15 protein-coding genes are annotated in these 12,676 nt (G+C 62.6%); 8 read left to right on the forward strand and 7 right to left on the reverse strand.

All coding sequences use genetic code 11. From position 1 onward, the window contains the following. Positions 1 to 94: 94 nt before the first annotated feature. Positions 95 to 1,264: an ROK family transcriptional regulator gene (locus FOY53_RS00900; protein WP_372833463.1), complete on the reverse strand. Its 1,170-nt coding sequence runs from the start codon at positions 1,262 to 1,264 to the stop codon at positions 95 to 97. A gap of 82 nt (positions 1,265 to 1,346) precedes the next feature. Next, positions 1,347 to 1,787: an RbsD/FucU family protein gene (locus tag FOY53_RS00905; RefSeq protein WP_146584730.1), complete on the reverse strand. Its 441-nt coding sequence runs from the start codon at positions 1,785 to 1,787 to the stop codon at positions 1,347 to 1,349. Between the two features lie 294 nt (positions 1,788 to 2,081). Between FOY53_RS00905 and FOY53_RS00910 the strand changes: the two genes are divergently transcribed. From FOY53_RS00910 to FOY53_RS00925, 4 genes are all read left to right on the forward strand, one after another. After that, positions 2,082 to 3,116: a sugar ABC transporter substrate-binding protein gene (locus FOY53_RS00910; protein WP_146584733.1), complete on the forward strand. Its 1,035-nt coding sequence runs from the start codon at positions 2,082 to 2,084 to the stop codon at positions 3,114 to 3,116. A gap of 113 nt (positions 3,117 to 3,229) precedes the next feature. Next, on the forward strand, positions 3,230 to 4,318 hold the full coding sequence (locus FOY53_RS00915) for an ABC transporter permease (RefSeq protein ID WP_146584735.1): 1,089 nt from the start codon (positions 3,230 to 3,232) through the stop codon (positions 4,316 to 4,318). Then, complete coding sequence (locus FOY53_RS00920) at positions 4,315 to 5,091, forward strand: ATP-binding cassette domain-containing protein (RefSeq protein ID WP_146584737.1); 777 nt, start codon at positions 4,315 to 4,317, stop codon at positions 5,089 to 5,091. The genes FOY53_RS00915 and FOY53_RS00920 overlap by 4 nt, the downstream gene beginning before the upstream one ends. Positions 5,092 to 5,253: 162 nt before the next feature. Further along, on the forward strand, positions 5,254 to 6,018 hold the full coding sequence (locus tag FOY53_RS00925; RefSeq protein ID WP_146584739.1) for an NAD(P)-binding domain-containing protein: 765 nt from the start codon (positions 5,254 to 5,256) through the stop codon (positions 6,016 to 6,018). Between the two features lies 1 nt (position 6,019). Here the strand turns inward: FOY53_RS00925 and cueR are convergent, their stop codons facing one another. Together cueR and FOY53_RS00935 are read right to left on the reverse strand one after the other, a co-directional pair. Next, entirely contained in the window at positions 6,020 to 6,409 is a 390-nt protein-coding gene (gene cueR / locus FOY53_RS00930) for a Cu(I)-responsive transcriptional regulator (RefSeq protein WP_146584741.1), read from the reverse strand. Between the two features lie 80 nt (positions 6,410 to 6,489). Next, the gene (locus tag FOY53_RS00935; RefSeq protein WP_246107237.1) at positions 6,490 to 6,951 is read right to left on the reverse strand and encodes a hypothetical protein; all 462 of its coding nucleotides are present in this window, start codon (positions 6,949 to 6,951) and stop codon (positions 6,490 to 6,492) included. Positions 6,952 to 7,316: 365 nt separating this feature from the next. On the opposite strand from FOY53_RS00935, the gene FOY53_RS00940 reads away from it, so the two are divergent. The 3 genes from FOY53_RS00940 to FOY53_RS00950 all read left to right on the forward strand — a co-directional run bounded on the left by FOY53_RS00940 (position 7,317) and on the right by FOY53_RS00950 (position 8,699). Beyond that, positions 7,317 to 7,508 carry a hypothetical protein gene (locus FOY53_RS00940; protein WP_246107256.1) on the forward strand — a complete coding sequence of 64 codons (192 nt, stop codon included), beginning with the start codon at positions 7,317 to 7,319 and terminating at the stop codon, positions 7,506 to 7,508. A 237-nt stretch (positions 7,509 to 7,745) separates the two neighbouring features. Then, on the forward strand, positions 7,746 to 7,985 hold the full coding sequence (locus FOY53_RS23590) for an isoprenylcysteine carboxylmethyltransferase family protein (protein WP_246107238.1): 240 nt from the start codon (positions 7,746 to 7,748) through the stop codon (positions 7,983 to 7,985). A 114-nt stretch (positions 7,986 to 8,099) separates the two neighbouring features. Continuing rightward, entirely contained in the window at positions 8,100 to 8,699 is a 600-nt protein-coding gene (locus tag FOY53_RS00950; RefSeq protein ID WP_146584743.1) for a DedA family protein, read from the forward strand. 9 nt (positions 8,700 to 8,708) lie between these two features. Here FOY53_RS00950 and rlmN read toward each other — a convergent pair whose 3' ends face one another. Together rlmN and dps are read right to left on the reverse strand one after the other, a co-directional pair. Continuing rightward, on the reverse strand, positions 8,709 to 9,887 hold the full coding sequence (gene rlmN / locus FOY53_RS00955; RefSeq protein WP_146584745.1) for a dual-specificity RNA methyltransferase RlmN: 1,179 nt from the start codon (positions 9,885 to 9,887) through the stop codon (positions 8,709 to 8,711). Positions 9,888 to 10,169: 282 nt separating this feature from the next. Beyond that, positions 10,170 to 10,643, reverse strand: a complete 474-nt coding sequence (gene dps, locus FOY53_RS00960; RefSeq protein WP_146584747.1) for a DNA starvation/stationary phase protection protein Dps — start codon at positions 10,641 to 10,643, stop codon at positions 10,170 to 10,172. 826 nt (positions 10,644 to 11,469) lie between these two features. Between dps and FOY53_RS00965 the strand changes: the two genes are divergently transcribed. Further along, positions 11,470 to 11,763, forward strand: a complete 294-nt coding sequence (locus tag FOY53_RS00965; protein ID WP_146584749.1) for a hypothetical protein — start codon at positions 11,470 to 11,472, stop codon at positions 11,761 to 11,763. A gap of 224 nt (positions 11,764 to 11,987) precedes the next feature. Here FOY53_RS00965 and FOY53_RS00970 read toward each other — a convergent pair whose 3' ends face one another. Continuing rightward, positions 11,988 to 12,662, reverse strand: coding sequence for a GNAT family N-acetyltransferase (locus FOY53_RS00970; RefSeq protein WP_146584751.1), 675 nt, complete (start codon positions 12,660 to 12,662; stop codon positions 11,988 to 11,990). Positions 12,663 to 12,676: the final 14 nt, after the last annotated feature.

The following is a 12,676-nucleotide window of genomic DNA, read 5'->3' on the forward strand; positions in this document are numbered from 1 at the left end:
TTGCTGAAAATAGCTTTGGGTCAGGATGCGAAGGGATGGGCTGTCATGCAACTAAAAAGTGTAGCGATGCTGTGCAGAGACCGACCTGACGTTGTCAGAGCTGTTTCAGAAAGGTCTGACCATCGACAAGAAACCGTTCCGACAGCGGCAGGCAGGCCGCGCCCAGCGACCTTGCTGCCGGGCCGACCGTCCCGACCTGCACCGCAGGCGGTGTGATTCCAGCCATGTTGATGTCGGCCAGAGCGGTGCTGACTTCGATCACCAGCCGGTCCCGCAGGGCCGGTGGGATCCAGCCGTCGATCATCACGGATTCAAAGTCGATGAGCGAGGATGCGGCGGCGATTGCATGGGCGATGCCGCGTGCTGCCCCGTCAATCCACTGGTCCAACACCACAGGATCAAGACTCCAGTTTTCCGGTGCCCCCCACAGGTGTTGCGTGGGTTCATCCCGAGCGATGAGCAGTCGTTCGATGCCCGACAGAGAGGCCACGTCGATCAACTGCACGGAACCGGTCGGACCGGGAACGGGCATCGAGCCCAGGGCGCCGGCATTTCCGGTGCGGCCGTTGTAGAGCGCGCCGTTGAGGACAAGTCCGCCGCCGATGAAGTAGCCAACGTAGAAATACAGAAAGTCGCGCGGGGTATCGCGTTCGCCAAATACCAGTTCGGCCCCACAGGCGCAGGAGGCGTCGTTCTGGATATAGACCGGATAGGGCACATGTTCGGCCAGATCCGCCTGGATGTCCCGATTCTGCCACGAGGCCATCTCGGCCGGGTCGACGCCGATCAGGCTCGCCCAGTTCCACATCTGAAAGGGCATCGCGACGCCCAGCCCGGCGATTCGCGCGCGCTGGGCCTTTTTCAGCGGGGCGGTCAGAGCTTCCAGGGCGTCCAGGGCAAAGCGCAAGGTGTCGTCAGGGCGAGGATAGGCATGGGTGCGTTGCACCCGGCCCTGAATCTGCCCCAGGAAGTCGATGAGAACCAGCTCTTCGTTGCGCCGCCCGATCTTCAGCCCCAGGAAGTAGGCACCCTCTGCGTCGAGACGCATCGGCACCGAAGGCTGGCCGACCTTGCCGCGCACCGGATCGCCCTTGACCAGAAGCCCGTCCGTTTCAAGCTGACGCATGATGACCGATACCGTCTGCGCCGACAGGCCCGTGGCGCGGGCAATCTCGGCCTTGGCCAGCGCGCCATGGCGGCGCACCAGGGTAAGCACGAGGCGTTCATTGTGTGCCCGCATCCCGCTCTGGTTCGTGCCGCGCATGCCGTTGCCGTCGGATTTCAGCAGGTCGGAAGCAGGGGTTTGAGGCTGTGTCACGGGAGTCAATCCTATTGGCTGCAACAGGTTATGGGAGGTCTGTCTGGTCAATGACGCCTTTGCGAAGCACCACATTCGCAAAAAGCGCCGTCTCGCTGGAGGCAACGATCGTGTGGGCGGAGCGGACCCGGGGATAAAGATCCTGGCCCGACAGAGGCTCGATTCCGAAACTCGGGGCCAGCCGGGCGCTCGCCGCGTCTATCTGGTCATGAACCGGCCCACGCTGCGCAGGGTCGTTGTTCAGCGCCGAGCGAAAGATAGCGACCGGCGCGGTTCTGTCCAGCGGCATCACCCGCAAGATCGCCTCGAACAGCGCCAGAACACCATGACCGTCCGCCCGGATCAGCCGCCGGGCATGTTCCTGCGCAGGATAATTCCCGTCCACGAGGGCGATTTCGTCGCCGTGCCCCATGGAGCGAAGCGTAAAGAGCAGTTCAGGCCCTAATATGGCAGGAATGCCAATCAACATGCGTTATTCTCCGTGGAACTGGTGCCGCTAACATGCTTGAGGAGGTGTTTCAGGCGAGCCGAACATTTGTGCATCGCGTTTACCCCCTCCTCCATTTCCTGCCGTGTGTCGCGATGATGTATCAAAATACTGTCGCGATCTGGCCAGTCTGTCAATAATAAATAAGAGTGATTTATTTATTGACACAACGGGGTGATTCTATGTCATATGATAACAAGGGCGGCACACAGGGAGGTGTGTCCCCGGACTGAACGCCGGCAGTGCCGGTCTTTGCTACCCGATGGGAGGACAACCATGACTTTCACCAAAACCCGTACCGCAGGCCTGATGGGCACCGCCGCCGTGATGACCCTGCTGGCCGCGCCGGCCTTTGCCGCTGCGCATGAAACCGGCGCCTGCCTGATCACCAAAACCGATACCAACCCCTTCTTCGTCAAGATGAAGGAAGGCGCTCTGAAGGCCGCCGAAGAGAATGGCATGAACCTGCAAACCTTTGCGGGCAAGCTTGACGGCGACGTGGAATCTCAGATTGCCGCTGTCGAGACCTGCATCGCCGCCGGCGTCAAGGGCATCCTGATCACACCGTCTGACGGCCCGGCGCTGACACCGGTCGTCACCCAGGCCCGCGAGGCCGGCATTCTGGTCATCTCGCTCGACACGCCCTTCGAGCCTGCGGACGTGGCTGATGCCACCTTCGCCACCGATAACTTCAAGGCGGGCGAACTGATCGGCGAATGGGCCGCCGCCAAGATGGGGGATACTTCGGGCGCCAAGATCGCACTGCTTGACCTCAACGCCTCGGAGATTTCTGTCGATTACCTGCGCAACAACGGGTTCCTTCAGGGCTTTGGCATCGACATCAAGGACCCGACCGACATCGGTGACGAAGACGACCCCCGCATCGTCGGCAACGACATCACCAACGGCAACGAAGAAGGCGGCCGCACGGCGATGGAAAACCTGATGCAGATCGATAGCAGCATCAACGTGGTCTACACCATCAACGAACCCGCCGCCGCCGGTGCCTATGAGGCGCTGAAATCCTTTGGCATGCAGGATCAGGCGCTGATCGTGTCGGTCGATGGCGGCTGCCCAGGTGTCCAGAACGTCAAGGAAGGCGTGATTGGCGCGACCTCGATGCAGTTCCCGCTGCTGATGGCATCGCTGGGCATCGACGCGATCAAGAACTTCGCCGAAAGCGGTGAAAAGCCGAGCAACTCCGAAGGTCTCGACTTTTACAACACCGGCGTCGAGCTGGTGACCGACCAGCCGGTTGACGGCATCCCGTCGATCACGTCCGACGAAGCCCTGGAAAAGTGCTGGGGCTAAGCCCCGCACATCCGGGACGGGGCGCTCAAGCCCCGTCCCACCCGCCCTCATCCATTGAAAGTTTTGACGTATCCAGTCGCCGCAAGCATTCTTGAGGCGGGGGAGGAGACATTATGTCCGATACATCGCAACCGGCCCGCAAGGGTCAGGATTTTGAAAGCACGCTGGACGCAAGCGACAAGAAGGTCGCCCAGTTCGAGCACAGTCGCCGGGGGTTCATGGGCACGGTCCAGCATGTGCTGCACCTGAATCCGACGCTGGTTCCGGTCTTGGTTCTGGTGGTCAGTGTTCTTGTCTTCAGCCTGCCGATGGTCACCGAGGGCAAGTTCCTGACGATGTTCAACCTGTCGCTGGTGATGCAACAGGTGTCTATCATCGGCATTCTGGCGGCGGCACAGTCGCTGATCATCCTGACTGCCGGCATCGACCTGTCGGTGGGGGCGCTGATGATCTTTTCCGCCGTCGTCATGGGGCTGCTCGGGGTGAATCTGGGCGTCCCGACTTTCTTTGCCCTGATCGCCGGATTTATCGTCGCGGTCGGTGGCGGGCTGATGAACGGGTTGTTCGTGACCCGGATCAAGCTGCCGCCGTTCATCGTGACGCTGGGCACCTGGTACATCTTCCTGTCGATCCTGCGTCTGCTGACCGGATCGCAGTCGATCCGCAGCCAGGACATTGATGCCGAAGCAGCCGCGCTCAAGGTCTTTGGCAGTTTCATCTCGCTGGGTTCGGCCCGCATCACCTTTGGCGTGGTCCTGATGATCCTGGTCTTTGCGGTGCTTTGGTACATGCTGAACAAGACCGCCTGGGGCCGCCATGTCTATGCCATCGGCGATGACAAGGAAGCCGCCGAACTGGCCGGCATCAAGACCGACCGTACCCTGCTGACTGTCTACATGAGCGCCGGTCTGGTCGTCGGCATCGCGGCCTGGGCCTCGATCGGCCGGGTCGGGTCGATCTCTCCGAATGCCTTTGCCGAAGCCAACCTGCAAAGCATCACCGCCGTGGTGATCGGGGGCATCTCGCTCTTTGGCGGACGCGGCTCGATCCTCGGCCCGCTGTTCGGGGCGCTTATCGTCGGTGTCTTTGAATCGGGTCTGCGTCTGGCTGGTCTGGACGTGCAATGGCAGGTGTTTGCCATCGGCTGGCTCATCATTCTTGCGGTCGCAATCGACCAGTGGATCAGAAAGGTTTCAGCATGACACAGCCAATGATCAAGGCCCGTGGACTGGTTAAACGCTACGGTCGCGTCACCGCCCTGAACAACGCCGATTTCGATCTGTATCCCGGGGAAATCCTGGCGGTGATCGGCGACAACGGCGCCGGGAAATCATCGCTGATCAAGGCGATCTCGGGCGCGGTGCAGATTGACGAAGGCACCATCGAACTGGAAGGCAAGCCGATTCACTTTGCCAATCCGCTGGACGCCCGCAACGCCGGGATCGAGACCGTCTACCAGACCCTCGCCCTGTCGCCGGCCCTGTCGATCGTCGACAACATGTTTGTCGGCCGCGAGATCCGCAAGCAGGGGTTCATGGGCAAATACCTCAAGATGCTCGACAACAAGGAAATGGGCCGCATCGCCCGGGAAAAGCTGAACGATCTGGGCCTGATGACGATCCAGAACATCAACCAGGCGGTGGAAACCCTCTCGGGGGGCCAGCGTCAGGGTGTTTCGGTCGCCCGCGCCGCGGCCTTCGGCTCCAAGGTCATCATCCTCGACGAGCCGACCGCAGCCTTGGGGGTGAAGGAAAGCCGCAAGGTGTTGGAACTGATCCAGGAAGTACGCTCGCGCGGGATTCCGATCGTGCTGATCAGCCACAACATGCCGCATGTGTTCGAGGTGGCCGACCGGATCCACGTCCACCGTCTGGGCAGCCGTCTGTGTGTGATCGATCCGAAGGAACATTCGATGTCGGATGCGGTGGCCTATATGACCGGGGCCAAGGTCCCGGATCAGGTGGCCGCGGCCTGAGGGCGGGCACCGCGCCGTCGGGCACCGGGATTCGCCCCGCCGGCCACGCAAGCAAACGACACCCGCGCCCGAACCGGCGCGGGTGTCGCCGTCTGCAATCAGGGGTGCATCCCCGCGCCGGGTGCGCCAGACTGGACCTGTGCACGGAACAGGAGGCCCCTAATGCAGCGCATCGGTTTTATCGGCACCGGCCACATTGCGGCCCCGATGGCGCGGGCTCTGGCGCGGGACGGCCATGCCGTCACGGTGTCCGAGCGCAGTGCCGACACGGCGGCGGCGCTTGCCTCTGCCGGGCTGGGCATCCGCGTCGCCGCCAACCCGCAAGTTGTCGAGACCAGCGACATCGTGTTTCTGTGCCTGCGCCCGGCCGTTTGGGCCGATGTGGTCCCGTCACTTCCGTGGCGGGCTGAGCACCGGGTGATTTCGGTGATGGCCGGAGTGCCGCTGGTCGCTCTCGCGGCCGCCTGTGCCCCCGCAACCGAGCTCTCCGTGACCATTCCCTATGGCTTCATCGAAAGCGGCGGCTGCCCGCTTCCGGTTGCAGGCAACCCGGGCGCATTGACAGCGCTGTTCGGGGGCCGGAATCCGGTCCTGCCGCAAACGGACGAGGCGGCGCTGATCGACCATTTTGCGGCTTCCACGATGACCACCGCCGCGCTGAGCCTTCTGGAGCAGGCCAGCCAGTGGCTGGCGGGCCAGACCGGCGATGCCGATCAGGCCGAGATCTATGTGGCCAACCTGGTCACGGGATTTCTGCAAAACCTGTCGCTTGACCGTTCCGGCCGCCTGTCCGAGGCGCGCGCGGAACTTGCCACGCCGCAGACGCTGAATCTGCAGATGGTCGACGGGCTGACCCGTTCCGGCACGCTAGATGCCCTGCCCGGGATCCTGGACGGGATCGCAGACAGCATGCGCGCCAGGCCCTGACCTATACGCCGGCAGCCAGATCTTTCAGAATGGGACAGTCGGGGCGATGGTCCCCGGCGCAGCTGCGCACCAGTTCCGAAAGCGTGTCGCGCATCGCCTCAAGCTGGGCGATCTTGTCGTCAATCTGCGTCAGGTGCACTTCGGCAATCCGTTTGACGTCCGCGCTCGCCCGTTCCTGATCGGCATAAAGCGCCATCAGGGTGCGGCAGTCCTCGATGGTAAACCCCAGGGTGCGGGCACGGCTCAGAAATGCCAGCTTGTGCAGGTCCTGGTCCCGGAAGGCGCGGTAGCCATTGGTGTCCCGCAGGGGTTTGACCAGGCCGATATCCTCGTAATAGCGGATGGTCTTGGCGGGCAGGCTCGCGCGTCTGGCAACATCTCCGATATTCACAGCATTTCTCCCCTACGAGTGTCTCTGTTCCTCTGATAAAGGTTCCGGCAGCAGGAAGGTCAAGCCCCTCTGCCGCAGGCTCAGATCGGACGCATTGCCGCATGCAGACGACAGCGGCTTTCTTCACACAACAGCGGAAGCCCCAGCCGAGAGGCTGCAAGCACCAGCGGCAGAATGCCTTCGCAGCGCACATGATAATGCGCCTCGGCCGAGGCGGCGTCCCGGTCCTGTTCGGTGGCAGCCAGCACAAAGCGGGCAAAACTGGTCTCGTCCGCCGACAGACGGTTGGTTTCCGGGGGCAAAAGGCTGGGCGCCCGCCAACCGTGGTGGTGCAACAACCGGAGCACATCCTCAAAAGCGGACAGGCAGGCGCGTGCCCGGTGCGATCCGAGCACGGCACACAAGTCATTCCAGACCTGTACCTGCCCGGCTTCATCCGTGTGCCAGAGCCGCAGCATCGCCACCAGTCGCGCCTCGGGCTGGCGCAGGTCGCGCAACGTCTTCGGTCGGGGCGGGGTCACATCGAAAAGGGCGTGTTTCATGCAAAATCCATGCCGCGACGTTCCGGCTTTGTCAATCCTGATAAAATTAGTATGATATCTATTCCACGCCGGTGCCACTACAGGTCGCACCGCGGGCTTTCGCGGGCGGGACGACGTGCCACCCGGCGCACGCTCGATCCCGCCGGGCAGAACCCGGCGTTGATGGCAGGGCCACAGGGAACCCAAACACTGCTCAGGTATCAAGTGGTGTGACCGGTCCGCCGCGGCCATGATCTGCCGAGGCATTTGCCGATGCCGCGACCGGCGCTCTGAACGCGGCCAACCTTGAATCCAGCCAGATCGACCGGTTTGTCTGCCACCCCGGTGGAACCAAGGTTGTCAAGGCGGTCGAAGGCGCCCTGCGCCTGCGACGGGACAGTCTCGATGCCGAGCGCGAAACGCTGCGGCAGTCCGGCAACAAGTCTGCGCCGACAGGGCTTTTCGTGATGAAGGCGGTGCTGGACTCCGGCCAGGCCGGCCAGATGATGGCCTGCGCTCCGGGGCCCGGTTTTACCGCCTCGTTCCTGCCGTTCCATGTTTCGGCACGCGCTGTCTGATGCCGGTCGCGACAGGGCTGTTTCTTGGCTTTCTCCTGCTGCAACGGTTCAGCGAACTTGTCATCGCCCGTCGGAACACGGCGCGGTTGCTGGCGCAGGGCGGCTACGAAGTGGGTGCCGGGCACTACCCGGCCATGGTGGCGCTGCACGCGGCGTGGCTGTCGTGCATCGTCGTCTTTGGCCACAGCCGCCCGGTGTCCTGGCCCTGGCTCGCGCTCTTTGCCGGGGCTGCAGGTGTTGCGTGTCTGGAGACTGGCCACCCTGGGCCACCGCTGGACGACACGGGTGATTGTCCTGCATCACCCGCTGGTCGTGCACGGTCCGAATTATACTCTGGTGGTGGCTGAAATTGTCGCGGCACCGATGTTGCCGGGTCTGCATTGGGTTGCGGGGATCTTTGCCGTGTTGAATGCAGCGATGCTATGGAAACGCATCCGGGTGGAAAACAGCACCCTGGCGGCGCAGCGACCGACGTGACGGATGCGCCGTTTGCCCGAAATGTTCGGATCAATCTGCTGCGCCGCGCGTTGGGTGTAGCGGTCCGTGACCGCCGTCCGGACGATTTTCCATTGAAGCGATCGAAGCAGGCCCATGTTTGATGTCATCACCAACTGGTTGTCGGCTTTGGGCAGCCTGGGTGTGGCCCTTCTGATGCTGCTCGAGAACGTGTTTCCTCCTATCCCCTCGGAGTTGGTGATGCCCTTTGCCGGCTACCTGTCGGCAAAGGGACAGCTCAGCTTTGTGGCGATCATCCTGATGGGCACGCTCGGGTCGGTCGGCGGAGCGGCGCTCTGGTACTGGGTCGGCCGGTGGACGAACGAAGACCGGCTGCGCAGGTTCATCAGCGCCTATGGCAGGTGGCTGACCCTGACAAACACAGACCTGGACCGGGCGCTGGCCTGGTTTCGCCGCCATGGGGCCGGGGCGGTGTTTTTCGGCCGGATGGTGCCGGGCGTGCGCACGCTGATCTCGGTTCCGGCCGGATTGACGCGCATGCCGATGCTGCCGTTCCTGCTCTATTCGGCGGTTGGAAGCCTGTTGTGGACCACAGCGCTGGCGCTTGCGGGATACCTGCTGCGCAGCCACTTTGACCGTGTCGCCGACTGGCTGAACCCGATCACCAACGGCATTTTGCTGCTGTTGCTCGCGGTGTACCTGTGGCGCCTGGTCCAGAGCTTCCTGCGCAGTTGAGCGCCGGGCTCACCCCTGTCCGGTCTCTGCGGCGATCTGCGCCCGCGACTTGCGCGCCCGTTCGGTGGCCGATTTCAACTGACCGCAGGCGGCCATGATATCCTCGCCGCGCGGTGTGCGGATCGGCGACGCATATCCCGCCTTGTAGATGATATCGGCAAAGGCGTGAATGCGGTTGCCGGAGGAGCGCTGGTACGGCGCGCCGGGCCATTCGTTGAACGGGATCAGGTTGATCTTGGCCGGGATGCCCTGGATCAGTTCGACCAGACGATGCGCGTCCTCGTCCGAATCGTTCACCCCTTTCAGCATCACGTATTCAAAGGTGATCCGCTCGGAATTCGAAACTTTCGGATAGTCCCGCAACGCGCCCAACAGCGTCTCGATGTTCCAGCGCTTGTTGATCGGCACCAGCCGGTCGCGGACCTCGTCCGTCGTGGCATGGAACGACACCGCCAGCAGACAGCCGATCTCTTGCGCGGTCTTGGCGATTTCCGGCACCACGCCACTGGTCGACAGGGTGATCCGGCGGCGGCTCAGCGATATGCCCTCCGGGTCCATGGCAATCTTCATGCCGTCCCGGACGTTGTCGAAATTATACAGTGGCTCGCCCATACCCATCAGCACGATGTTGGACAGCAACCGGGTTTCGTTTTTGGGCGCTCCCTGCTCGGGCCATTCCCCCAGATCGTCGCGGGCCAGCATGATCTGGCCGACAATTTCGCCTGCGGTCAGATTGCGCACCAGCTTTTGGGTTCCGGTGTGGCAGAACGAACAGGTCAGCGTGCAGCCCACCTGGGACGAGATACAGAGCGTGCCGCGGTCCTCTTCGGGGATGTAGACCACCTCGACTTCGTGTCCGCCGGCGATCCGCACCAGATACTTGCGGGTGCCATCCGACGACACCTGCTTCGAGACGATCTCGGGCAGGCTGATCACAAAGTTTTCCGACAGCTTTGTGCGGAACTCCTTGGCCAGGTTGGTCATCAGATCAAAGTCGCGCACCCCCCAGTGATAGACCCACTGCCAGATCTGGTTGACCCGCATCTTGATCTGCTTTTCCGGGGTGCCGACGGCGCGCAGCGCCTCGGCCATCGCAGGCCGGGTGAGGCCGACAAGGTTCACCGGCCCCTCGGGCAGCTTGCGGGGGATCGTCAGAACGTCCTGAGTGATCGGCGTTTGCGCAGACATGACACGTCATCCTAAGTCTCAAAGAGCGCCCCATACAGGATTCGTCGGCAATTGCCAAAAAGAATCGCCGCCCCGCCGGATGCGCCGCTGTCCGGGAGAGAATGTGCGAGACGGTCGTATAAGATCTTCCCGCGCCACGGCGTTGTCGTTCGGCGAATGGCCGCGCAGGCACTGGGCGATGACGTTTGCTGCGGTCATCGGGGCACGAAGACGTTGGCTCGCTCTGCCGCGTGGGCACGACCTGCAATAAAGTGCAGGTCGTGCCTCAAATGCGGTGATGGTTCAGGCGTTGGCGCCGATGAACCAGGCATCCTTGTCCAGCGCGCGGCTCACTTCGGTCAGAATGTCCGCAGTGTTCTCGTCGCCTGCGTCACCGGCGGTTTCAATCGCCTTGCGGACCTCGCCGCCGACAAACATGAAGCGCTCTTTCAAGGCTTTGATGTGTGCTTCGATGTCCGAAATGTCGACCGGGTAAGCCTCCATGGTGGCTTTCTCAGAGACAACTTCGGTGGTGCCTTTTGCAAAGCCGCCAAGTATGACGGCGCGTTCCGCCATCAGGTCCGCGCCCTCGCGCAGACGGTCGGCAACATCGTCCAGCAGTTCGTGGACACCGATGAACCCCCGGCCTTTGACGTTCCAGTGCGCTTGCTTGACGGCCAGCGTCAGGGCAATGGCGTTGGACAGGTTTTCGTTCAGCAGATCGACCATCTGCTGCCGGACATCCTGCTTCAGTTCTTCCACGAAATGAGTGGGCATTGGCATCTCCTATTGATTCATTGGGCCGCACGAGGCTTGGGCGGCGATGCGAGAGCAGGGCGCGTATGGCCGAGGACAGCGACGGCGGCACAGGTCCGCACAGGTTGCACTGGCTTTTCCCTGCGTTCGGCGGGTCAACGCATCAATGTCCCAAACCGTTCCGTCCCGTGCGGACTGTGAAGGATCACAGCATCAGGTCATCGCGGGCGGCCGAACGGTACCCCGGGCGTCAGATCCCGGTTGTGCTGCGGGCCCTGGCAACGGCTGCACCTGCTGAACGGGTTCTGCCGTGACTTTTCTGTCGTCCCGCCCGGACCGTCACATTCACGGCTTGGCAGTGCGCAGGCAGGTAGCGGGCGGTGGGATTTGGCACGGGCCTTTTCCGGACGGATCGTCGGGAAAAGAAAAAAGGCGGCACCCGGGAGGAGGTAGGTGCCGCCCTCTAGTTCTGATCGGTCCAGGGAGGAGGAAGAACCGATCTTCCCCCTCAAGATAGGGCCTATGCTGCGAGCGCACAATAGCTCAGCTATGTAATTTCTGCATTGCAGCATTGCTGATCCGGCAGTCCAGCGCCTTGTGGGCACGCCCGGTCCCCGCGGCAATCCTGCGCCTTGCCGTGCCCTGCGACACCGCACATCCGGTCGCCGCCGGAGGACACGTGCTCACCGCAGCACCAATCAGTCCCTCAAGTCGATGGGGTGCCGACGGTCTATACGTCCGGGTAGGGCGCGATCTTAAGGTCGGCCGTTCTCGCCCTTTGCGCGGACAGGAAATTCCCGGTTTTCGGTATGGTGTTCCTGCCAGATCCGGGAAAAGGAGAAAACAGATGGACGTTGATTTGGATGTACAGGAGGGCCCCAATGTTGCCGGCCTGATGTTCATGGCCATATTGCTCGGGGCGGTCGTGCTGGCTGTGAGCCTGCTGATGGGCGCGAGCTTTTTAAAGGCCTTTGCACTTTACAATTTTGGCAGTTTCCTCTGCCTGTGTTTCACGACGGTCTACTGCGCCATGAGCGGCAGGCGCCCAAGGGCGGATGACGCCAGCGCGGTCGGCCACGAGGATCTTCCGTTCTATCCAGTGGGCAGCACCCGTCCGCAAAGCCGTTTGGCAAAGTCCTGAAGCCTCCTGACCGGCGCTTCGACCTGACCGCCGCCGCAACCCGAAAGGGCATGACCCTCGCCATTGCCGCCCGTGCGGACCGCGGGGCGCGCAGGCTGCGGCTGGTACTTGTATGCCGCCAGCCGACATCCCGACAAAATGCCCGGTGAAACCTCTTTGGCCACTGCCGAAATATCCGTTCCTGACAGGAGGCCTGCAATCCGGGAAATTTCGGACCTCTGGAGTCAGCGCAAGGCGGCGATCTGTTGTCCGGCGGCGTCGAAGTTCTGTGGCGCCAGCCAGTGTGCAAACCTGTCCTTGATGCGCGGCCATTCGCTGTCGAGCACCGAGAACCACGCGGTGTCGCGGTTGCGCCCCTTGACCACCGATGCCTGACGGAAGATGCCTTCGAAAGTGAAGCCAAGCCGCTCGGCTGCGGCCCGTGACGGCGCATTCAGCGCATCGCATTTCCACTCGTAGCGCCGGTAGCCAAGCTCGTCGAAGGCGCGGGCCATCATCAAGGCCATCGCTTCGGTTGCCAGTGCGGTGCGTTGCAGGGCCGGGGAAAAATGAATGTGACCGACTTCGATCGACGCGTTGGCGGGATCAATTCTGAGGTAACTCGCCATCCCCTGCGCCGTGCCGTCCCTGTCATAGATGGTGTGGAACAGCGGATCCTCGCCCGGACAGGCCACTGACACCCAGTCGGCAAAGGCCGTCTCTGACGCGAACGGACCGTAGGGAAGATAGGTCCAGTCACCTGCGCCCCCGTCCACGGCAAACGCGCGGTAAAGCGCGGGCACATGCGCAAGGCTGGTTGGTTCCAGGCGTCCATAGCTCCCCTGCATGGCGCTGCGCGGTGGGCGCGGGCGCGGCAGGGACAGCGAAACGGGTGCGCCGACGGGCTGCGGTCGGGTCATGGGGGAAGCTTTCG

The sequence above is a fragment of the Puniceibacterium confluentis genome, assembly GCF_007923445.1.
Taxonomy (GTDB): Bacteria; Pseudomonadota; Alphaproteobacteria; order Rhodobacterales; family Rhodobacteraceae; genus Puniceibacterium; species Puniceibacterium confluentis.